This is a genomic window from Thauera sp., from assembly GCF_035444905.1.
Taxonomy (GTDB): Bacteria; Pseudomonadota; Gammaproteobacteria; order Burkholderiales; family Rhodocyclaceae; genus Thauera.
The window spans coordinates 63,088-83,349 of sequence record NZ_DAOMPS010000013.1 but is presented as its reverse complement, the minus strand read 5'-3'; the positions used below and the strand labels follow the sequence as shown (position 1 = coordinate 83,349).

Sequence of the window (20,262 nt, the reverse complement as noted above, 5' to 3'; positions counted from 1 at the left end):
TGGGTTGTCAGGGTGGCGGCTCGGCCCGGTTGCCTTCGTCCATGCGGCGGATGGCCTGCTCGCCCTGCTGCGCCAGTGCGGCGAGGCGGTCGATCTGGGCGTCGAGCCTGGGCAGGGCCTCGCGGCGGTAGCGCGACAGGTCGTCGATGGCGCCGATCACGTCGGCGAAGGCCTGCTCGAGCTGGCCCATGTCGAGCATGGCCGACGCGGCGCGGGTCTGGATGTCCACGCCCTGGGTGCGCAGCGCCTGGGCGGTGCCGGCGATCAGCGCCGAGGTGGTCTCATTGAGCGCGGCGACGCGGTCGAGCACCAGGCGCTGGTTGGCCAGCCCGAGCGCCACCGTGACGGCGACGTTGAGCGCCGACACGGTGACGTTGATCGCACGATCGACGCCGCGGATCAGCTCGCGGTTGTTGCGGATGACGACCTCGAGCGCGAGCACGCCCTGCTGGCTCACTGCTACCTGCTGCTGCAGGTCGATGATGCGCTGGCGCAGCGGGAACAGCAGCTCTTCCTCGACGAAGGCGCGCCGCGGCGCGGGCAGGGTGGCAGAGGCCGCCTCGCGCGCCAGCCGCCGGTCGATCATGCGCCCGAGTTCGACCTGGCGCTCGAGCTGGGCGAGGATGGCGCGCAGGGACTGCTGATCGTCGGCCAGGGTGAGGTTGTCGCGGCGCAGCATGTCGGCGCCGCCCTGCAGGTCGCCGATGATGGCGTCGAGCGCATCCTGCGCCTTCTCGTATTTCTGGAAGTAGCGCTGCATCGGCTTGCCGACGCCGGGGATGAAGGACAAGGCGCGCGACAGGCCCTCGCCGCTCAGCTTCTGGCGGGCGGGATCGAGCTCCTGCATCTTGTCGCGCAGCGCAATCAGCGCCTGCGCCACCGGGCCGCCTTCGTCGCCCTGGTGGGCGAGCTTGCGGATCGGCGCCTGCAGCATCTCGCTGCGCCAGGCCGCCTGGCGCTGCAGGTCGACGCCCATACTGTCGACCGCCTCGCGCTGGCGGTGCAGCGCCGCCTCGTCCGCGGCGAGGGCGTCACGCACGAAGGCGTCGGCGGTGGCGGCGAGTTCCGGGTCTTCGGGCGCGTCGGCGGGCTGGGACGGAACCGCTTGGCGCGCGATCTCCTCGATCGGGGGCAGGGACAAGCTCATTGCAGCACTCCTCGGTTCAGGGCTGGCGGCCGTACAGGCCGGCGCGCTCGGCGAAGCGGCGCAGCTCCTGCAGCGCCTGCTCCATGTTGCCCGCCGCGGCGCCCTGGCCGCGGCCGGTGTCGATGCGGGCCACCGCAACCGCGACGTCGTCGAGCGCGGTCAGCGCCGCCTCGTTGCCGGCGGCGATCTCGGCCAGCCGGCGCTCGGTCTCGTCGGCAATCGCGAGGCGGCGTTGCAGGGCCTCGCGCTCGGTGGGGTTGAGCCGCGCGGCCTCGCGCCCGAGCCGTTCGCGCACGAAGTCGGCATCCAGGCCGGCACTGCCCTGCACCAGCTCGACCATCGCGCCCAGCCCGGCCGCAGCCTCGCGGCCGACCTCGCCGACCAGGCCGCGGGCGCGCTCGTAGGTGACTTCGCGCGCGTCGAACTTGTCGTCGAGCACATCGAGAGCGCGGTGGTAGCGGGTGAACAGGCGGTCGGCCTGCACCGCGAGGTCGGGCCGGCGCAGGTCGACGAGCTCGCGCTTGACCTCCCACAGCTGCAGCACGACCGCGTCGGCATCGGTGGGGGCGAGCGCCGGGTCCAGGCTCAGCAGGTCGCGCTCGCGCCGCGCCTGGGCCAGCTCGTGGCGCTGCCGCTCGCGGGCGGCGGCGCGATCGCGCCCGGCGCGGGCGGCACGCCAGCGCCGCCAGCGCCGCTCGATGAAGAGCTCCACCGGCACCGCCGCCAGTCCGGCCAGCCAGCCGCCGAGGCTGGCGCCGAAGCCGCCCCACAGCGAGGTCAGGAACAACAGCATCGCCACCGCGGGCATCACCACCGCGTAGCGCAGGATCACCTGCCAGCGCGAGGCCAGCTCCTCGGGCACGACCAGGCGCGGGTCATACAGCCCGGTCACGAACCAGGGCATGAAGGACACCAGCAGGCCAAAGGCGAAGCCCTGCAGGAAATCGAACATCAGGATCTCCGTTTGCCTGGACTAAGGCCCGGCGGCGCCCACCATCGGCTCAAGCCCGCAGCGCCGGGTTGAGCGTGTAGGTGCCGGTGAGCCTGGCCTCGGCGAGCACATGGCCGGCGATCGCGGCGCGCACGTCCTGCCCGGTGAAGCGCCCCTCGACGGCGCAGCGCGGCACATCCAGCGCATACAGCGTGAACACGTAGTGGTGCACGATCTCGTCGTTCCACGGCGGGCAGGGGCCGTCGTAGCCGTGGTAATCGCCCTTCATCGCCTCGTCGCCGGCGAACCAGGCGGTGTAGTCGTTGACGCCGTGGCGCGCGCCGAGCACGGTCTCGGGGCCCGGCTTGCCACCGGGCGTGACCTCGCCCGAGAAGTGGCCGGCATCGATCACACGCAGCTCAGCGGGCAGGTCCACCACCACCCAGTGGAAGAAGTCGACCCGCGCCAGGCTGGCGGGCACGCTGCGCCCTTCCTGGTTCACGTCGTCGCCCTTGCTCGGCACGTCGGGGTCGTGGCAGATCAGCACGAAGGAGCGCGTGCCCGCCGGCACGTCCGCCCACGCGAGCTGCGGGTTGCGATTGGCACCGAGGCAGACGTGGCCTTGCTCGGCCGGGATGCAGAAGGCGAACTCGCCGGGAATGGCGGCACCGTCGGTAAAGCTCTGGCTGGTCAGTTTCAAGGCGGTCTCCTCGCGGGTGGAAGGCGGGCGGTGGTCAGGGGCTGAAGTCAGGGGCGCTCGTCAGGGCGTATCGCACAGGCAGTGCAGATAAAGGTGTTGCGGGTCGTTCCAGCGCAGCAGCTCGGTCGCCGAGCGCTGCATCTCGCCGACCAGGCTGGCGAGCGCGCCGGCGTGGGCCACGCCGCCCGGCCCGCTGGCGAGATCGAGGCCCAGGTCTTCGCCGGCCCGCAGCAGGCGGCGCAGCAGACGTTGCTCGAAGGACTCGCGCGCCTCCGGCCACACCACCTCGTAGTCGGTCACGCCGGCGCGCTGGGCGGCGGCGGCGACGGCCTCGCGCAAGCCGCCGAGCTGGTCCACCAGGCCCAGTTCGGCCGCCGCGGCGCCGGTCCACACGCGGCCGCGCGCGACCTCGTCGACCTCGTCGATCGACATGTTGCGCGCGCTCGCCACCGTTTGCAGGAAGCGGCGATAGCCGTGCTCGATGCTCAACTGCATCGCCTCGGCCGCCACCGGGTCGAGCGGGCGGCGCGGGTCGAGCGCGCCCGCCAGCGGCGCGGTGGCCACGCCATCGACGCCGATGCCCATGCGGCGCAGCGGCTCGGAGAACTCGGGGAACATGCCGAAGATGCCGATCGAGCCGGTCACGGTGGCCGGCGCAGCCCAGATCTCGTCGGCGCCGGCAGCGATCCAGTAGCCGCCCGAGGCGGCCACCGAGCTCATCGAGGCGACGACCGGCTTGCCCGCCTGGCGGGTGAGCGCGAGCTCGTGACGGATCAGCTCGGAGGCCCAGGCGCTGCCGCCCGGGCTGTCGATGCGCATCACCACCGCCTTCACGCTATCGTCCTCGCGCACCGAGCGGATCAGGCGCGCGAAGGTGTCGCCGGCCACCACGCCGGTCGGCTCCATGCCATCGACGATGGTGCCCTGGGCCACGATCACCGCGATGCGGGCGTCCGCCGCGTCCGCTTCCTGGCCGATGAGGGCGAGGTAGCGATCAACGGCGATGCGGCGCACCTCGTCGCCACCGGCGGCAGTGCCAACGGTCTCGATCAGGCGCGCACGCCATTCGTCGCGCGTGCTCAGGCGATCGACGAGGCCGGCCTCGAGCGCGGCCCGGGCGGCATCGCCGGCGCTGGCGGCGAGCGCGTCGCGGATGCCGTTCACATGCGCGTCGACCGCTTCCGGCGTGAGCTTGCGACCCGCGGCGATGTCGTCGCGCATCACCCGCCACAGGCCGTCGAGCAGATCGAGCGAGGACTCGCGGTCTTCCTCCGACATGTCGCTGCGGGTGAAGGGCTCGGAAAAGGACTTGTATTCGCCGACCCGGAACACATGCACCTTGATCCCCAGGTGGTCGAGCGCGCCCTTGAAGTAGGTGCCGTAGCGCGCCAGCCCGCGCAGCAGCACGAAGCCGTCAGCCGACAGATGCACTTCGTCGGCCACCGAGGCGAGGTAGTACTGAGACTGCGTGAAGCGCTCGCCACGCGCCAGTACCGGCTTGCCCGAGGTCTTGAAGTCGGCGATCGCGGCGCGCAGCTCGGCGAGCTTGGACAGCCCGCCGCCGATCAGCTCGTCGGTCTCGATCACCAGCGCGCCGATGCGGCTGTCGTCGCGCGCGGCGTGCACCGCCTCGACGAGGTCGGCCAGCCTGACCTGCCCGGTCGGGGCACCACCGGCGCGCAGCAAGGCCAGCGGCGGCTCGAGCGCGGGCTGCTCGACGATCGCGCCCACCGGCCGCAGCACCAGCGCCGAGCCAGGCTGCACCTCGGGCTCGGGGCGGAAGAAGAAGGCGACGATGACGCCGATGCCGAAGATCATCAGCGCATAGAAGGCGCCACGCACGACGAGGTCGAGCAGGCGCACGAACATGCGCAGCACATTGAAGAGAAAACGAAACAGGCCTCGAATCACGCCTTCAGGTCCTTGGTCGGGTACAGATTGGTCAGCTCGGGCTCAGGCGCCGCGGCGGCGGAACACCAGGTCCCATACGCCATGACCCAGCTTCAGACCACGGTTTTCGAATTTCGTCAGCGGCCGGTAGTCAGGACGCGGCGCAAAGCCCTCGGCGGTGTTCTGCAGCGCAGGCTCGGCCGACAGGATATCGAGCATCCAGTGCGCGTAGTCCTCCCAGTCGGTGGCACAGTGGAAGTAGCCGCCGGGGGCCAGCTTCTGCGCCACCAGGGCGACGAAGTCCGCCTGCACGATGCGGCGCTTGAAGTGGCGCTTCTTGCGCCACGGGTCGGGGAAGAACAGATGCACGCCGGCGAGCGCGCCGTCGGCGATCATGTCGCGCATCACCTCGACGGCGTCGTGCTGCATGATGCGCAGGTTGCTCAGATTGCCCTCGGCGATCAGCTTGCACAGCGCGCCCACGCCGGGCGTGTGCACCTCGATGCCGAGGAAGTCGTGGTCGGGCCTGGACGCGGCGATCTTCGCCGTGGTCTCGCCCATGCCGAAGCCGATCTCGAGGATCTTCGGCGCCTGGCGGCCGAAGACGGCGTCCAGATCGAGCGGCGCCACCCGGTAGTCGATGCCGATCTTCGGCAGCATGTCGTCGAGGTAACGCTGCTGCGCCTCGGACATGCGGCCCTGGCGCAGCACGAAGCTGCGGATGCTGCGGCTGGAGAAGCGGTGCTCGGGGCTGTCGCGGCCGATGATCTCGACCCCGGCCACGGCGTCGTCGCGTACTTCGCTCATGAACCGATCAGCCCCTGGGTCGGCGAGCTGGGGTCGGCCGAATAGAACTTGCGCGGCATGCGTCCGGCGCGGAAGGCCTCGCGCCCGGCCTCGACCGCTTTCTTCATCGCGCTCGCCATCAGCACCGGGCTGCCGGCGGCGGCGATCGCGGTGTTCATCAGCACGCCGTCGCAACCCAGTTCCATGGCGATCGCGGCGTCCGACGCGGTGCCGACGCCAGCATCGACCAGCACCGGCACCTTGGCGTTGTCGATGATCAGGCGCAGGTTCCACGGGTTGAGGATGCCCATGCCGGAACCGATCAGCGAGGCCAGCGGCATGATCGCGCAGCAGCCGATGTCCTCGAGCATCTTCGCCTGGATGGGGTCGTCGGCGCAGTACACCATGACGTCGAAGCCGTCCTTGACCAGGGTCTCGGCGGCCTTGAGCGTCTCGGGCATGTTGGGGAACAGGCTCTTGGGGTCGCCGAGCACCTCGAGCTTGACCAGCGCATGACCGTCGAGCAGCTCGCGCGCCAGGCGCAGCGTGCGCACCGCGTCGTCGGCGTTATAGCAGCCGGCGGTGTTGGGCAGGATGGTGAACTTCTCCGGCGGCAGCACCTCGAGCAGGTTGGGCTCGCCCGGGTTCTGGCCGATGTTGGTGCGGCGGATGGCGACGGTGACGATCTCGGCGCCACTGGCGTCGATCGCGGCGCGCGTCTCGGCGAAGTCCTTGTACTTGCCGGTGCCGACGAGCAGGCGCGAGTTGTAGGCCTTGCCGGCAATGACCAGGGGGTCGTTCATGATGGAAGCCTGTTCTGTACGGATGGGGTGGAAAACAAGAGCATGCGGGCGCAGCGGCCGGCGCCCGGTACTCAGCCGCCGCCGACGGCGACGACGATCTCGAGCCGATCGCCGTCGGCGAGCTTGACCTCGGCATGGCGCGCCTTGGGCACGATCTCGCCGTTACGTTCGACCGCCAGGCGCTTGCCTGCGAGCCCGCGGGCTTCGAGCAGGGCGAGGACGGAAAGATCGGGCGGCAGCGATTCGGACTGGCCGTTGAGGATGACCTGGATCATGGCCTTGATGGGAGAGGATCGAGCGAAAATCTTATCACGGCAGCGGGTTTGACTTTTCCGCGAGCGGGCGCTAACTTCCGCACACCTAGCGCCGATTTGATCAACAGCTTGCGGGCGCTCAACAAATACGGCTAAAGCGAGGGCACCCAGTCCGCGTTTCCAGCCGGCTGGGTTTTTTGTTTTTGCACATGACGAAGATGATCCAACCCCAATCGGTCGGCGTGGTCACGCCGCAGCGGGCCGAGTTTGCGCAGCCGCTCGCGCTGCGCAGCGGCGGCACGCTGGACAACTACCACCTGGTGTACGAGACCTACGGCACCCTCAACGCCGATCGCAGCAATGCGGTGCTGGTGTGCCATGCGCTGTCGGGTTCGCACCACGTCGCCGGCACCTACGCCGACGCGCCGCACAACGTCGGCTGGTGGGACAACCTGATCGGCCCGGGCAAGCCGCTCGACACGCGCAGGTTCTTCGTCATCGGCGTGAACAACCTCGGCGGCTGCTACGGCTCGTCCGGTCCCAACCAGATGAATCCCGCCACCGGCAGGCTGTGGGGGGCGGACTTTCCCTTCGTCACCGTCGAGGACTGGGTCGAGTCGCACGCGCGCCTCGCCGACCGGCTCGGCATCGACAGCTTCGCCGCCATCGTCGGCGGCAGCCTGGGCGGCATGCAGGCGATGTCGTGGGCGCTGCAGTATCCCGAGCGCGTGCGCAACGTCGCGGTGATCGCCGCCGCGCCCAAGCTCACCGCGCAGAACATCGCCTTCAACGAGGTCGCCCGCCAGGCCATCCTCACCGACCCCGACTTTCACGGCGGCCACTTCTACGAGCATGGCGTGGTGCCGGCGCGCGGCCTCAAGCTGGCGCGCATGGTGGGCCACATCACCTACCTGTCCGACGACTCGATGGCGGAGAAATTCGGCCGCAGCCTGCGGCACGGCCGCAACACCTACAGCTACGACGTCGAGTTCGAGATCGAGTCCTACCTGCGCTACCAGGGCGACAAGTTCGCCGGCTACTTCGACGCCAACACCTATTTGCTGACCACGAAGGCGCTCGACTACTTCGACCCCGCCTTCGAGTACGGCGGCAACCTGCCCGCCGCGCTGGCACGTGCCACGGCCGACTTCCTGGTCGTGTCCTTCACCACCGACTGGCGCTTCTCGCCCGCACGCTCGCGTGAGATCGTCTATGCGCTGCTGCACAACAAGCGCAAGGTCAGCTACGCCGAGATCGACTGCCCGGCCGGCCACGACTCCTTCCTGCTCGACGAGACGCGCTATCACAAGCTGCTGTCGGCCTGGTTCGACCGCATCGAGGCATAAATGACACAACCCCCACGCTCTCTGCGTTCGCTGCCCCCCCGAGGGGGCGTCAGTACGCTTGAGACGGCTCGGCGCATACTGATATGACTGCCTACCGCTACGACTATGAAGTGATCACCCAGTGGATCGAGCCCGGCGAGAAGGTGCTCGACCTCGGCTGCGGCGACGGCGACCTGCTGCGCCACCTGATGCAGGTGCGCCAGGTGCAGGGCTACGGCGTCGAGAACGACCCCGACAAGCTGCTGGCGAGCGTCAAGAACGGCGTCAACGTGATCCAGATGGACCTGGAGAAGGGCCTTATCGGCCTCGAGGACGGTTTCTTCGATCACGTCATCATGAGCCTGTCGCTGCAGGCCATGCACAACACCCAGGGCATCCTGGCCGAGATGCTGCGCGTGGGCCGCGAGGCGGTGGTGAGCTTCCCCAACTTCGGCTACTGGCGCCACCGCCAGAGCATCCTCAACGGCCGCATGCCGGTGTCGGAGAGCCTGCCGCACCAGTGGTACAACACGCCCAACGTGCGCTTCTTCACCATCGCCGACTTCGACGCCTTGTGCGAGATGAACGGCATCGCAGTGCGCGAGCGGCTCGCCTTCGACGAGGGCAAGCTGATGCTCGAGGAGCCCAACTTCCTCGCCAGCGTGGCGGTGTATCGGCTGGGACGCAGCGCCTGAGCGACGCGGCCGAGCCGCGTATTGCGCCCCACCAGCAGCCTCTATACTGAGGCGAGGTGGCGCCGCCTGCGCGCCACATCAGCGGGCGGAGGCCGGGCGTCATGGAAGACGGCGGACAGGCAGTCCTCATCGGTACCGGCGCGCTCCCCTTCCTGATCCTGGTGAGCGCCGTCCTCACGCTGCCGGTCGCGTGGCTGTTGCTGGCGCTCTATCGGCGCGCCGTGCTGCGTTCGATGGCACGTCCCAGCGGCGTCGCAGCGGTCGCGAGGGCAGCGGGCGCCCCCAGTGGGGATTCACACGCACTCGCGCACGGGCGCCCACTGACACCCCTGCGGCTCGAATACCTCGCCCCTGCCACCGGCGCCGCGACCGCGCCCCCCGCCGGCATGCGCCGCTCGCTGTGGGCGCTGGGCAGCGTGCATGGGGTCGCCGGTCTGGTCTATGCCCTGACCCTGAGCGGCGCCTGGATGCACTTTGCCTGGGCCGAGGGCGGCTTCGTGCTGGCGCGCTTCCTGTGGCTGCTGTCCTGCTACGCGTGGCCGACCGTGCTCAGCCTTGGCCTCGTCCTCGCCGTCACGCCGGCCCAGCGCCTCGCCGTGGGCATGGCCTACTTCGCCATGGTGCTGGCCTTCGCCGCCTGGGCCCTGGCGCGCAACCCGACGCTGACCGCGCTGGACGTGGCCGCCTTCTGGCTCATCACCAACCTGCCTGCCACCTTGCTGCTGCTCGCCTTCATGCACCGCCGCATCCGCGCCGTGGGCCCGCTGGTGCTGGCCTTCATGGTGGCCGCCGTCACCGGCGCGCAGGTCGCCGTGGCGCTGGCCGGCAGCAGCGAGGCCGCACTCGCCGCCACGGTACGCGTGGGTGGGCTGCTCGGGCTGGGTGGCACCGCCACCTTCTACGCCCTGCTGCTTGCGGGCGCGGCAGTGGCGGCCCTGCTCGGCTGGGCGGGGCTGAGATGGCTGGGACGCCGCCACCTGGCGCGCCGCGCCAGCGACCAGACGCTGACGCTCGAGGCGATGTGGCTGCTGTTCGCCGTGGTGCAGACGGTGAGCTTCGCCTTCGAGGGCGTCGCCTGGATGCTCAGCGGCGTGGTGGCCTTCGCGGCATGGAAAGGGGTGAGCCAGGCCGGCTTTCGCATCGCGGGTCTGGGCCGGGCCTCGGGGCCCGCACCGTCGCTGCTGCTGTTACGGGTGTTTGCACTCGGTGCGCACAGCGAGCGCCTGTTCGATGCGCTCGGCAAGCGCTGGCTGCGGATCGGCAACATCGACCTCATCGCCGGGCCGGACCTGGCGACCAGCGCCGTGGAGCCGCATGAATTCCTCGATTTCGTCGGCGGGCGACTGTCGCGCCAGTTCGTGCGGGACGAGGACGACCTCGCGTGCCGCCTGCAGGCGCGCGCGCTCGGGCCCGACCCGGACGGACGCCACCGCGTGAATGAGTTCTTCTGCCACGACGACACCTGGAAGCCGACGATGCTGGCGCTGGCACGCAGCGCCGACGCCATCCTGATGGATCTGCGCAGCTTCTCGCCGCAGCACCAGGGCTGCCGCTACGAGCTGCAGCAACTGCTCGACTTCGTGCCGGCGGCAAAGCTGGTGCTGCTGGTCGATGCACGCACCGACCGCCGCTTCATGGAAGCCACGCTCGAGACGCTGTGGCGACAGGCGCGCACCGACTCGCCCAACCGTCGTACCGGCGCGCTGCGGCTGCAGGTCATCGAGGACGCAGGCTCACGCACCCTACCGGCCCTGCTCGGGGCCCTGGTGCGCGCCGCTGGGTGAGCGCCCGGCCGTGCGACCCGGGTGCAGCGGGAGAAAGAACTCAGCCGACCACGAAGGCGGCGACGTCGACGCGAATGGCGGGACGGTCGAGCGCGGCGGCGGTGACGGCGGCAAACTTCTTCGCCCACTCGGTACCCTGCTCGAAGCGGCCTTCTCCACCGTACTTGGCGACGTTGAGGATCATGTCGAGCACCAGCACCTTGCCCATCGGGTTCGACGGCGTGCATTCGAGCTCCTCGAACTCGCGCGCCAGCCAGCTGCGCGCCTGATCCTTGGTCAGCGCGGCCACATCGCTGTCGTGCAGCGAAAACTCGTACTCGCGATCGACACCGAAAACGACGGTCACCGTGTAGGACATAAAAAACGAGCTCCTGGAAGGGGAAATTTGCTTTCCGCGCATTGTTGGCGCAGTTGGCGCCGGACGCAAGCAACGTAGCGAATTGTGTAAACCAGCGGGGCGCCGATGATCTGCGATAATGCGCCTCCACGCAACGCCGCCGCCCCCACCTTGTCCTCGAGCCTTTCCTCCCCCCGGACACCCGCCTGGCTCGCCGCCCTGCTCAACCGCCGGATGCTGATCTGCATCTTCACCGGTTTCGCTTCGGGGCTGCCGCTCTACCTGCTGCTCAACCTGGTGCCGGCCTGGCTCAAGACCGAGGGCCTGTCGCTGAAGGCGATCGGCGCCTTCGCGCTGATCCAGTTCCCCTACACCTGGAAGTTCCTGTGGGCGCCGCTGCTCGACCGCTATGGCATCCTGCCCTGGCTGGGGCGGCGGCGCAGCTGGATGTTCGTCTCCCAGCTCGGCCTGCTCGCGTCCATCGCCTGGCTCGGCCAGCTCTCCCCGGTGGACCACCTGGCTCTGGTGGTCGGCCTCACTGCCGCGCTGGCGCTGCTGTCGGCGACCCAGGACATCGCGCTCGACGCCTTCCGCCGCGAGATCCTGCCCGATGCCGAGTTGGGGCTGGGCAACGCGATCCACGTCAACGCCTACCGCATCGCCGGCCTGGTGCCCGGCTCGCTGTCGCTGATCCTCGCCGACCACCTGCCGTGGAGCCAGGTGTTCGTGATCACCGCCGCGTTCATGCTCCCGGGCCTGGCGATGACGCTGCTGGTGAAGGAGCCGCTCGCCGCCGCCGGCACGCCGCGCACCCTGCGCGACGCCGTGGTCGAGCCCTTCCGCGAGTTCTTCGGCCGCCACGGCGTGCAGTCGGCACTGCTGGTGCTCGCCTTCCTGTTCTTCTACAAGCTCGGCGATTCGCTGTGCACCGCGCTCGCCACGCCCTTCTACCTCGACATGGGCTACAGCAAGACCGAGATCGGCGTCATCGCCAAGAACGCCGGGCTGTGGCCGATGGTGATCGGCGGCATCCTCGGCGGCATCTGGATGCTCAAGCTCGGCATCAACCGTGCGCTGTGGATCTTCGGCGTGGTGCAGTTCGTCACCATCCTCGGCTTCGTATGGATGGCCTGGCTGGGCCCGGGTGAGTCCACGCCGGCGCGGCTGGTGGTGCTCGCCACCGTGATCGCTGGCGAAGCGATCGGCGCCGGGCTGGGCACCACCGCCTTCGTCGCCTTCATGGCGCGCAGCACCCACCCGGCCTACACCGCCACCCAGCTCGCGCTGTTCACCAGCCTGATGGCCGTGCCGCGCACCTTCATCAACGCCACCGCCGGCTGGCTGGTCGAAGCGCTCGGCTGGACCAACTTCTTCTGGCTGTGCTTCGCGCTCGCGGTGCCGGGCATGCTGCTGCTGTTCAGGGTCGCGCCCTGGCACGGCGATCGCACTACCGGTGCCCAAGCGGCCGCGGCCTGATTGCCCCATGACCGCTCATCTCCTCATCGACGCCGCACGCACCCTGTCCGCTCAGGTGGACTCGATGCGCTTCGCGCCACCCGTCACCCATGTGTACAACCCGCTCGACTACGCCTGGACCGTGCACCAGCGCTACCTCGAGCGCTTCGGCACCGGGCGCAAGCGCGTCGTCTTCGTCGGCATGAACCCCGGCCCCTTCGGCATGGCGCAGATCGGCGTGCCCTTCGGCGAGATCGCCAGCGCGCGCGACTGGCTGGGCCTCGAGGGCCCGGTCGGCCAGCCGCGCGAGACCAACCCCAAGCGCCCGGTGGAGGGCTTCGCCTGCGCCCGCTCGGAGGTCAGCGGCCAGCGCCTGTGGGGCCTGTTCCGCGCCCGCTTCGGCACCCCCGAGGCCTTCTTCGCCGGACATTTCGTCGCCAACTACTGCCCGCTCGCCTTCTTCGAGGGCGGTCGCAACCTCACCCCGGACAAGCTGCCGGTCGCCGAGCAGCGCCCCCTGCTCGAGGCCTGCGACGCCCATCTGCGCACCCTGGTCGCGGCCCTGCAGCCCGAATGGGTGATCGGCATCGGCAACTGGGCGGAGAAGCGCGCCAGCGAGGCCCTGGCCCGGACTGCCGGGCTGAAGTTCGGCCGCATCCTGCACCCCAGCCCGGCCAGCCCCGCCGCCAACCGCGGCTGGGCCGAGGCGGCGACGCGCCAGCTGGAGGGGCTCGGCATCTGGTGAGCGCCGCGTGGGCGCCACGCTCAGCCGGCCGGTAGGCGCAGCGCGGCGCGCACCCCGCGCAGCGGCGAGGCTTCCAGGGCGATGCTGCCGCCGTAGAGCTCGGCCAGCTCACGCACGATCGCCAGACCGAGCCCCGAACCCGGTGCGTGCTCGTCTGCGCGGGCGCCGCGCGCGAAGACGGCCTCGCGCGCCGCTTCGGGCAGGCCCGGGCCGTCGTCGTCGATGAGCACGTACAGGTGCTCGCCGTCCTGCTGGCAGCGCAGCTCGACCGTGGTCGCGGCCCACTTGCAGGCGTTGTCGAGCAGGTTGCCGAGCATCTCCTGCAAGTCCTGGACCTCGCCGCGGAAGGCTAGCGCCGGCGCGCAGTCGACGATGCGAAGCTGCAGCCCACGCTCGGCGTGGACCTTGTCCATCAGCCGCAGCAGGCCCTCCAGCACCGGCCGCAGTGGCGTGCGCTGGCCCGGCAGGCCGGCCGCGGCGGCAGCGCGCGCACGCGCGAGGTGGTAATCGACCTGGGTGCGCGCCAGCCCGACCTGCTCGGCGACCAGCTTGGCCAGCGCGCCCTCGTCGCCGGCCGCAGCGTTGGCGAGCACGCTGAGCGGGGTCTTCAGCGCATGGGCGAGGTTGCCGGCCTGGGTGCGGGCGCGCTCGACGACCTCGGCATTGCGCGCCAGCACGGCGTTGAACTCATCGACCAGGGGCTGGATCTCGGACGGGAAGCGGCCCTCGATGGCGCTGCGCCGCCCCTGATGGACCGCCGCCAGGGCGTCGCGCAGGCGGGCGAGCGGCGCCAGCCCGAGGCGCAGCTGCACCACCGCCGCGCCCGCCAGCCCGGCGGCGAGCACGCCGAGCGCCAGCACCAGCACGCCGTGCAGGCGCGCCACCGGGGCGTCGACCAGGGCTTCGTTGGCGGCGAGGATCAGGCGCAAGGCCTGCTCGGGACGTTCGGCCGGGCGCAGCACGCGCTCGATCATGCGCAGCGCCTGGCCGTCCGGGCCCTCGACGCGGTGCACGTGGAGCTCACCGTCGGCGAGCGCATCGGCGGGCACGCTCAGCACCGCGTCCCACAGCGAACGCGAGCGCAGCAGCGCGCGCTGCGCAGCGAGCTCGCCGGGCGTCTCGATGCGGTCGATCTGCCAGTACAGGCCGGAATAGGGGCGGACGAAGCGCGGGTCGCTGAGGGCCGGCTCACGCTGCGGCCGGCCGTCGGCATCGAGCGCCAGCGCGGCGGCGAGCTGGTTGAGGTGGGTGCCGAGCTCGGCATCGAGCTGGCGTTCGACGTGCTGCTGGAAGAGCCGCCCCAGGCCCCAGCCGGCGACCAGCAGCGAGGCCAGGATCCAGGCCAGGGTGCCGAGCAGCAGGCGCCGGCGCAGCGAACCTTCTGCGCCGGCGGGCGCGACGCCGCGATCGTCGGCGCAGGGCTTCAGTCCGGGCACGACAGCCGGTACCCCAGGCCGCGCACCGTCTCGATCAGGCCGGGCGGCAGCTTCTTGCGCAGGCGGGCGACGAAGACCTCGATGGTGTTGGAGTCGCGGTCGTAGTCCTGGGCGTAGATATGCTCGGTCAGCGTGGTACGCGACACCACCTCGCCCGGGTGGTGCATCAGATAGGACAGCACGCGCAACTCGTGGCTGGTGAGCGCCAGCGCCTGGCCGGCCACCATCGCCCGGCCACCACGCGTGTCGAGCACCAGCGGGCCGCAGCGCAGCTCGGCGCTGGCCTGGCCGGCGGCGCGCCGGATCAGCGCGCGCAGGCGGGCGAGCAGCTCCTCCATGTGGAAGGGCTTGGTGAGGTAGTCGTCGGCGCCGGCGTCGATGCCGGCGACCTTCTCATGCCACTCGCCACGCGCGGTCAGGATCAGCACCGGCATCGTGCGCCCGGCGGCCCGCCAGCGCTTGAGCACGCTGATGCCGTCCATCAGGGGCAGGCCGATGTCGAGCACCACCGCATCGAACGGCTCCTGCTCGCCGAGATGGCAGGCGTCGCGGCCGTTGTCGGCCAGGTCGACCGCGTAGCCGGCGGCGGTGAGCGCCCGGTCGAGCTGCACCGCCAGCGTGGGTTCGTCCTCGACCACCAGGATGCGCATCAGTCGCGCTCCTTCGTCGCACCCTGGCCGACCCGCCCTTCCAGGCCGAGCACCGTGCCGTCGCGGGCATCGACCTCGAGCTTCAGGATCTCGCCACCGCTGCGGATGAGCTTGATCTCGTACAGCCACTGGCCGTCGTCGCGCTCGAGCTCGACCTCGACCAGCTGCCCCGGATAATCGCGCTCGACGCGCTCGAGCACCGTTCGCAGCGGCAGGATCTCGCCCGACTCCAGCGCCTGGCGCGCGCGCTCGTGGTCGCCGCGATCGCCCGCCAGCGCCGCGCCCGAGATGCCCAGGCCGAGGGCCGCGGCCAGCAGGCACAGGGGGCCCCAACGGCGGCGTGCGAGGTCCTGGGTGCTCATGATCCGCGCACCATCCCGATCACCTGCTGCATGTCGAGCGTGCGCGCCTTGTCCTCGATCTGCGGCAGGTACTGGCTCTGCATGCCCTTCGCGCGCCCGAGCAGCTCGGCATAGCTGTCCTTGAGCAGGGCGGTGCTCATCTGCCGACCGCCGCCGTAGTAACGCCGCGCGACCTGACCGAGCGCATAGGTGGTGGCGAACGAGAACGCCATGCCGGTGGCGGCGCGACCGACGCCGCGGCCAAGGCCGCCGCCGATCTTGCCGAGGAGGCCGCCGATCAGCTTGCGGCCGAACTGCTCGAGGTATTGCGAGCCCATGCCGACACCGACGGTGGCCAGCAGCTCGCGGATGTGGCCCTGGTCGAGCTCGTAGCCATGCGCCTTGCCGATCGTGTAGACGAGACGGATCTGCAGCGGAATGATCGCCATCGACGCCCACGACTGCGGCAGCAGCTCGAGCGCCCCGCACAGGATGGCCTGGTTGAGGATGCGGCGCTCGGTCTCGGCATCGGGCGGCGGCGAGGCCGGCGCCGGTATCGCTTCGACGGCCAGCGGGGTGGGGCTGGCGACGCTGGCCGGTGCGGCGGTCTCGGCGAGTTCGGCCATCTCGCCGGCCTGCTCCTCGATCGGCGCGGTGAGCGCGGCGTCCAGGCCGAGGGCCGACGCCAGCGTGTCGAGGAAGTCCCGCTCTGCAGCGCTCAGGTGGCCGTCCGCATCGCAGACGCACACCGCCATCTCGTAGGCGAGCTGGCGATGGGCGGGATCGGTCAGTGGCGCCACCGCGTCCTGCAGCCGCAGGTGCTTGAGCAGCACCTGCTGGTACAGGCCGGCGAGACCGGCAGCGCCGGAATTGCCGACGAGGGACTCGGCTAGCTGGCGGATCTGCTCGCGCTCGCGCGCGTCGTGGGCGCCGTCGGCGAAGGCGGCAAGAAGGCCGATGGCGAGGATGGCTTGTTGCTGTTCGGGGCTCATGCGGGTCTCTCTGCAGGCAATGCGGTCAGGGGCGGCTTGGTGGCGCAGCGGGCAGCCGTGCGCCGGATGCAATGCGATTCTTCCACGAAAGGGCTGAACGCGACATGAACGCAGCGCCCGCGGCCGCGCTGGCAAGGGCAGAGGCGACTGTTCATAATTGGCGCCCCTGAGTTCAAGTCCGACGCAGCCAAGCCCACCATGTCCCACTCGATCGAGCACCTCTTCACCAACAACAAGAACTGGTCAGAGCGCATGCACGCCGAGGACCCGGAGTTCTTCGCCCGCCTCGTCAACCAGCAGTCGCCGCAATACCTGTGGATCGGCTGCTCGGACAGCCGCGTGCCGGCGAACCAGATCGTCGGCCTGGCGCCGGGCGAGATCTTCGTCCATCGCAACATCGCCAACGTGGTGGTGCACACCGACCTCAACGCGCTGTCGGTGATCCACTATGCGGTCGAGTTCCTGCGCGTCAAGCACATCCTGGTGGTGGGCCACTACGGCTGCGGCGGCGTGAAGGCGGCGCTCAATGACAATCGCACCGGCCTCACCGACAATTGGCTGCGTCACATCCAGGACGTGCGCGACCGTCACCTCGAACGCCTCGACCGCCTCGAGGACGCCAGCGCCCGGCTCGACCGCCTGTGCGAGCTCAACGCCATGCACCAGGTGGTCAATGTGTGCCAGACCTCGATTCTGCGCGAGGCCTGGCAGCGCGGGCAGCACGTCACCGTGCATGGCTGGTGCTACAGCCTGCACGACGGCCTGGTGCGCGACCTCGGCGTGAGCGCCGGCAGCCGCGAGGAAGCGATGGACCTGTACCGCGACGCTGCCGGCCGCATCGGCTGAGGCTGCCGGGCGCCGGCGTCCTCAGCCGGCGGGAGTGGCGGCAAGCAACGCGTCCGCGTCGACCGCGTCGATCTGGGCCGGCTCCATGAAGCGCTGCGCATAGGCGAGGTAGGCTTCGGAGCGCACGAACAAGGCGAACAGATCCGGATCGACATGGCCCTCGCGCGCCATGCGCGCCATGATGGCGAGCGATTCGGACAGGGTCTTGCCGCGCTTGTAGGGGCGGTCGCGCGCGGTCAGCGCCTCGAAGATGTCGGCGATCGCCATCATGCGCGCCATCGGGCTCATCTGATCGGCAGTCAGGCCCTTGGGATAGCCGCTGCCGTCCATCTTCTCGTGGTGGGAGGCGGCCACCTCGGGCACCGTGACCAGATGGCGCGGAAAGGGCAGCTGGCGCAGCATGATCTCGGTCTGGATGATGTGGGCGTTGATCAGGTAGCGCTCTTCCTCGGTCAGCGTGCCGTAGCGCACGCCAAGGTTGTGCAGTTCTCCCAGGTCCAGCTGCCAGCGCGGCACCTTCATGCGAAAACCCCACGGGTTGTCGGCGTCAAAGCAGTCCTCGGGGCGGCGCGGGAAGCGATGTTCCGGGCGGTCGGCGAGCACGGGCTCGGCGTGCGGCAGGGCGGGCGGCGGGACGCTGGCCTTGCGCGCCGCCTCCTCGTGCGACAGGCCGATGCGGTCGTCCAGGGTGCGTGTCCAGGTCCGCGCGGCGATGCGCTGCAGGCGCTCGACGTCGGCCTCGGCCATCGACTCGCTGCCCTGGTTGCAGCGCGCGACGAAGGCGAAATCCTCGTCCAGCGCGGCGAGCTCCGCATCGCGCACCTGCTTGCGCGCACTCGCATCGGCCCCGTCCAGGATGTCCTGCAGGCAGCGCAGCTCGGCCTCGCGCTTGAGGACCTCGAAGCGCATCCGCAGCTCGTGGATGCGGTCGTACAAGGCCTGCAGCTTGGTCGCCTTGTCGACGACGTATTCGGGCGTGGTGATCTTGCCGCAGTCGTGCATCCAGGCGGCGACGCGCAGCGTCTCCCAGGCGTCGTCGTCGAGCTTGAAGTCGGCGAAGGGCCCGCTTTGCGCCTCGCAGGCGGCCTGGGCGAGCAGGCGGGCGAGCTCCGGAACGCGCGCGCAGTGGCCGCCGGTGTGCTGGCTCTTGGCGTCGATGGCACCGGCGATCATGCGTATCAAGGCCTCGAACAAGGTCTTCTGCGCCGCGATCAGGGCGCGCGCCTCGAGCGTCACCGCCGCCGAGCCGGACAGCGCACCGACGAAGGCCAGGCGGTCCGCATCGGCCGGCGCATCGAGCAGCAGCAGCATCGCGCCGACGAGTTCGTCCTGACGGTTGAGCAAGGGCACGCCGATGGCGTGCGATGCCCCGAGCGCGCCGGCCTGCACCTGCAGGCCGAGCGCGGCAAGGTCGGCCTCGGTCAGCGCGGCCGTGCGCACGTCTCCGGCGGCGAGCGCGCCACTCAGCAGCGGCCCCAGCGCGTCGAGCGGACGCGCCGCATGGGCCTGTTGGCCGGGGACGGGCGCGCGCTGCCACTGCCCGGCCTCGGCGTCGGTTGCGGCCCACGGCGCGGTATCGGGCAGCGGCCGGCCCTCGCCATCGAGCGTCGCCACCGGCGCCAGGTGACCATCGCTGGCGAGGTAGAGCACGCCGCCCAGGGCCTGGGTGACCGACAGGGTCTCGCCCAGCAGGCGCGGCAGCAGACGGTCGAAGTCCGCCTCGCCGGCCACTGCCGTATTGAGCTCGAGAAAGCGACGAATGGTGCGCCGCATGGCGTCCATGGTGTCGCCCAGCAGCGCCACCTCGCGGATATACGATCGGGTCACCCCGACCTGGCCGAAGTTGAAGCGCCGAATCGCATCCGCCTCGCCCGCGAGCACGCGCAGCGGACTGGCGATCTGGCGCGCCAGCAGCCACGCCAGCGGCACCGCGATGCACAGCACGAGGGCAGTGACCGCAAGCGCGGCATCTCGCTGCCGGTGGGCGGCCGCCATCAGCTCCTGCTCGGGAATCGCCATCACGATGAGCTGCGAGAGGGCATCATCCACCCGCAGCGCCGCGGCACTGACCAGCCAGGTCTCGCCGCCGGCAAAGACCGAGCGCACGATCGAGCGCTCGGGAGCGGCCAGTGCCGCGGCGATGAGGCCGTCCTGGCCGGCAAAGGCCGGGTGCGCCGAGGCCGCCAGGCTCAGCAGGCTGGGGGCGCCGTCCTCGTCGAGCAGGGCAGACGGCAGGTCCGGATCGTCCTGCGCCACCACCCGCCCCGCGGCGTCGACCAGCGCCAGGCGCGTGCGCGGCGTCACCTTCTGCCGCGCCAGACCCTCGCCCAGGGTATGCAGGCGGATGTCGGCGCCGATCACCACCTCGCTGCCGACGACCCGTCGCGCCAGCGTGACACCGACCTGGTGGTCGGAGAAGAAGGGATAGGGCGGCGTGACCAGCACCTCGCCGCTTTGTGGCGCATTGCGGTGCCAGTCGCGGCGGCGCGGATCGAATTCGGCGGGATACTGCGGCTGCGCCACCTCGGCGAGCAGGCCCAATTCGGCGTCGAAGAACAGGTAGCGGCCGTCTAATACAGCGCCGTCGCGGTCGATGCTCTGCACGAGGTAGGCAGCCTGCGGCGGCGCGCCGAAGCGCGACCGTTCCGCGTCGCTGGCGAGCCGGCGGGTGAAGAAGAACTGGCCATCGCCGTAACCGACGTAGATCGACGACAGCGCCGTCGAGCCCTGCAGCACGGCACGCACCGCCGGCAGGCGCTGCAGCCGCTGCTCGAGCGTCGCGGCCTGGGCGAGCACGTCCTGCTGCAGCAGCCTGAGCGCCATGTCCGCCGGCAGCACGAGCCGGTGCAGGCTGCCGCGCACCTCGCGGTTGATGCGCAGCGACAGATCCTCGGCCACGTCGGCCATCATGTTGCGCGTCAGGTGCTGGCCGATCACGCCAAGCATCCCGCCGACGAGCAGGATGAGGCCGAGGGCCAGCGCCACGACATGCAGGTGCAGGGGGAAAGCTCGGGGCATGGATGGCGCTCCGTTCAAAGCGTTCGATCGGGCCCGGACGCCGCCGCACGCAGGCGGGCGGGTCGGGCAGCGCGTCCTGGGCGGCCATCATGCCGCATCAACGCCCGAGATGGGTAGCCCAGGCTGG

19 protein-coding genes are annotated in these 20,262 nt (G+C 70.5%); 6 read left to right on the top strand and 13 right to left on the bottom strand.

Annotated elements, in window-relative coordinates:
* Window positions 1-7: 7 nt before the first annotated feature.
* From PLC66_RS08430 to thiS, 7 genes are all read right to left on the bottom strand, one after another.
* Window positions 8-1,147 (bottom strand): toxic anion resistance protein, encoded by a 1,140-nt coding sequence (locus tag PLC66_RS08430; RefSeq protein WP_324539306.1) that lies wholly within the window; start codon window positions 1,145-1,147, stop codon window positions 8-10.
* 16 nt (window positions 1,148-1,163) lie between these two features.
* Window positions 1,164-2,099 carry a cobyrinic acid a,c-diamide synthase gene (locus tag PLC66_RS08425; protein ID WP_324539304.1) on the bottom strand — a complete coding sequence of 312 codons (936 nt, stop codon included), beginning with the start codon at window positions 2,097-2,099 and terminating at the stop codon, window positions 1,164-1,166.
* 49 nt (window positions 2,100-2,148) lie between these two features.
* The gene (locus tag PLC66_RS08420) at window positions 2,149-2,778 is read right to left on the bottom strand and encodes a YbhB/YbcL family Raf kinase inhibitor-like protein (RefSeq protein ID WP_324539303.1); all 630 of its coding nucleotides are present in this window, start codon (window positions 2,776-2,778) and stop codon (window positions 2,149-2,151) included.
* A 60-nt stretch (window positions 2,779-2,838) separates the two neighbouring features.
* Entirely contained in the window at window positions 2,839-4,689 is a 1,851-nt protein-coding gene (gene sppA / locus PLC66_RS08415; protein ID WP_324539301.1) for a signal peptide peptidase SppA, read from the bottom strand.
* Window positions 4,690-4,731: 42 nt separating this feature from the next.
* On the bottom strand, window positions 4,732-5,475 hold the full coding sequence (gene trmB, locus PLC66_RS08410; protein ID WP_324539299.1) for a tRNA (guanosine(46)-N7)-methyltransferase TrmB: 744 nt from the start codon (window positions 5,473-5,475) through the stop codon (window positions 4,732-4,734).
* Entirely contained in the window at window positions 5,472-6,257 is a 786-nt protein-coding gene (locus tag PLC66_RS08405; protein WP_324539297.1) for a thiazole synthase, read from the bottom strand. The genes trmB and PLC66_RS08405 overlap by 4 nt, the downstream gene beginning before the upstream one ends.
* A gap of 71 nt (window positions 6,258-6,328) precedes the next feature.
* Window positions 6,329-6,532 carry a sulfur carrier protein ThiS gene (thiS, locus tag PLC66_RS08400; protein WP_324539295.1) on the bottom strand — a complete coding sequence of 68 codons (204 nt, stop codon included), beginning with the start codon at window positions 6,530-6,532 and terminating at the stop codon, window positions 6,329-6,331.
* 197 nt (window positions 6,533-6,729) lie between these two features.
* Between thiS and metX the strand changes: the two genes are divergently transcribed.
* The 3 genes from metX (at window position 6,730) to PLC66_RS08385 (ending at window position 10,315) form a co-directional block, all read left to right on the top strand.
* The gene (gene metX / locus PLC66_RS08395; RefSeq protein WP_324539293.1) at window positions 6,730-7,857 is read left to right on the top strand and encodes a homoserine O-succinyltransferase MetX; all 1,128 of its coding nucleotides are present in this window, start codon (window positions 6,730-6,732) and stop codon (window positions 7,855-7,857) included.
* A gap of 83 nt (window positions 7,858-7,940) precedes the next feature.
* Window positions 7,941-8,531, top strand: a complete 591-nt coding sequence (gene metW / locus PLC66_RS08390; protein WP_324539291.1) for a methionine biosynthesis protein MetW — start codon at window positions 7,941-7,943, stop codon at window positions 8,529-8,531.
* Between the two features lie 101 nt (window positions 8,532-8,632).
* A complete protein-coding gene (locus PLC66_RS08385) occupies window positions 8,633-10,315 on the top strand; it encodes a hypothetical protein (protein WP_324539290.1) in 1,683 nt (560 codons plus the stop codon).
* A gap of 40 nt (window positions 10,316-10,355) precedes the next feature.
* Here PLC66_RS08385 and PLC66_RS08380 read toward each other — a convergent pair whose 3' ends face one another.
* Window positions 10,356-10,673: a hypothetical protein gene (locus PLC66_RS08380; RefSeq protein WP_324539288.1), complete on the bottom strand. Its 318-nt coding sequence runs from the start codon at window positions 10,671-10,673 to the stop codon at window positions 10,356-10,358.
* Between the two features lie 105 nt (window positions 10,674-10,778).
* On the opposite strand from PLC66_RS08380, the gene PLC66_RS08375 reads away from it, so the two are divergent.
* The gene (locus PLC66_RS08375; protein WP_503012187.1) at window positions 10,779-12,128 is read left to right on the top strand and encodes an AmpG family muropeptide MFS transporter; all 1,350 of its coding nucleotides are present in this window, start codon (window positions 10,779-10,781) and stop codon (window positions 12,126-12,128) included.
* Window positions 12,129-12,135: 7 nt separating this feature from the next.
* A complete protein-coding gene (locus PLC66_RS08370) occupies window positions 12,136-12,852 on the top strand; it encodes a uracil-DNA glycosylase family protein (RefSeq protein WP_324539286.1) in 717 nt (238 codons plus the stop codon).
* Between the two features lie 20 nt (window positions 12,853-12,872).
* Here the strand turns inward: PLC66_RS08370 and PLC66_RS08365 are convergent, their stop codons facing one another.
* Genes PLC66_RS08365 through PLC66_RS08350 form a run of 4 tightly spaced genes read right to left on the bottom strand, consistent with a single transcriptional unit; the run spans window position 12,873 to window position 16,271 of the window.
* Window positions 12,873-14,288, bottom strand: coding sequence for an ATP-binding protein (locus PLC66_RS08365; protein ID WP_324539284.1), 1,416 nt, complete (start codon window positions 14,286-14,288; stop codon window positions 12,873-12,875).
* On the bottom strand, window positions 14,276-14,938 hold the full coding sequence (locus tag PLC66_RS08360; RefSeq protein ID WP_324539282.1) for a response regulator transcription factor: 663 nt from the start codon (window positions 14,936-14,938) through the stop codon (window positions 14,276-14,278). The genes PLC66_RS08365 and PLC66_RS08360 overlap by 13 nt, the downstream gene beginning before the upstream one ends.
* Window positions 14,938-15,300 (bottom strand): PepSY domain-containing protein, encoded by a 363-nt coding sequence (locus PLC66_RS08355; protein WP_324539280.1) that lies wholly within the window; start codon window positions 15,298-15,300, stop codon window positions 14,938-14,940. The genes PLC66_RS08360 and PLC66_RS08355 overlap by 1 nt, the downstream gene beginning before the upstream one ends.
* Entirely contained in the window at window positions 15,297-16,271 is a 975-nt protein-coding gene (locus PLC66_RS08350; RefSeq protein ID WP_324539278.1) for a YcjF family protein, read from the bottom strand. The genes PLC66_RS08355 and PLC66_RS08350 overlap by 4 nt, the downstream gene beginning before the upstream one ends.
* 198 nt (window positions 16,272-16,469) lie before the next feature.
* Here PLC66_RS08350 and can point away from each other — a divergent pair, with 198 nt between their 5' ends.
* Entirely contained in the window at window positions 16,470-17,117 is a 648-nt protein-coding gene (can, locus tag PLC66_RS08345; protein ID WP_324539276.1) for a carbonate dehydratase, read from the top strand.
* Between the two features lie 21 nt (window positions 17,118-17,138).
* Here the strand turns inward: can and PLC66_RS08340 are convergent, their stop codons facing one another.
* Window positions 17,139-20,135, bottom strand: coding sequence for an HD domain-containing phosphohydrolase (locus tag PLC66_RS08340; protein ID WP_324539274.1), 2,997 nt, complete (start codon window positions 20,133-20,135; stop codon window positions 17,139-17,141).
* Window positions 20,136-20,262 lie beyond the last annotated feature (127 nt).

Excerpts from the sequence above, each read along its gene's own strand:
- PLC66_RS08430 (WP_324539306.1), bottom strand. The coding sequence starts at position 1,147 with ATGAGCTTGTCCCTGCCCCCGATCGAGGAGATCGCGCGCCAAGCGGTT.
- PLC66_RS08350 (WP_324539278.1), bottom strand. The coding sequence starts at position 16,271 with ATGAGCCCCGAACAGCAACAAGCCATCCTCGCCATCGGCCTTCTTGCC.
- can (WP_324539276.1), top strand. The coding sequence starts at position 16,470 with ATGTCCCACTCGATCGAGCACCTCTTCACCAACAACAAGAACTGGTCA.
- metX (WP_324539293.1), top strand. The coding sequence starts at position 6,730 with ATGATCCAACCCCAATCGGTCGGCGTGGTCACGCCGCAGCGGGCCGAG.
- trmB (WP_324539299.1), bottom strand. The coding sequence starts at position 5,475 with ATGAGCGAAGTACGCGACGACGCCGTGGCCGGGGTCGAGATCATCGGC.
- PLC66_RS08380 (WP_324539288.1), bottom strand. The coding sequence starts at position 10,673 with ATGTCCTACACGGTGACCGTCGTTTTCGGTGTCGATCGCGAGTACGAG.
- PLC66_RS08375 (WP_503012187.1), top strand. The coding sequence starts at position 10,779 with ATGATCTGCGATAATGCGCCTCCACGCAACGCCGCCGCCCCCACCTTG.
- PLC66_RS08405 (WP_324539297.1), bottom strand. The coding sequence starts at position 6,257 with ATGAACGACCCCCTGGTCATTGCCGGCAAGGCCTACAACTCGCGCCTG.
- PLC66_RS08360 (WP_324539282.1), bottom strand. The coding sequence starts at position 14,938 with ATGCGCATCCTGGTGGTCGAGGACGAACCCACGCTGGCGGTGCAGCTC.
- PLC66_RS08385 (WP_324539290.1), top strand. The coding sequence starts at position 8,633 with ATGGAAGACGGCGGACAGGCAGTCCTCATCGGTACCGGCGCGCTCCCC.
- metW (WP_324539291.1), top strand. The coding sequence starts at position 7,941 with ATGACTGCCTACCGCTACGACTATGAAGTGATCACCCAGTGGATCGAG.
- PLC66_RS08370 (WP_324539286.1), top strand. The coding sequence starts at position 12,136 with ATGACCGCTCATCTCCTCATCGACGCCGCACGCACCCTGTCCGCTCAG.
- PLC66_RS08340 (WP_324539274.1), bottom strand. The coding sequence starts at position 20,135 with ATGCCCCGAGCTTTCCCCCTGCACCTGCATGTCGTGGCGCTGGCCCTC.
- thiS (WP_324539295.1), bottom strand. The coding sequence starts at position 6,532 with ATGATCCAGGTCATCCTCAACGGCCAGTCCGAATCGCTGCCGCCCGAT.
- PLC66_RS08355 (WP_324539280.1), bottom strand. The coding sequence starts at position 15,300 with ATGAGCACCCAGGACCTCGCACGCCGCCGTTGGGGCCCCCTGTGCCTG.
- PLC66_RS08425 (WP_324539304.1), bottom strand. The coding sequence starts at position 2,099 with ATGTTCGATTTCCTGCAGGGCTTCGCCTTTGGCCTGCTGGTGTCCTTC.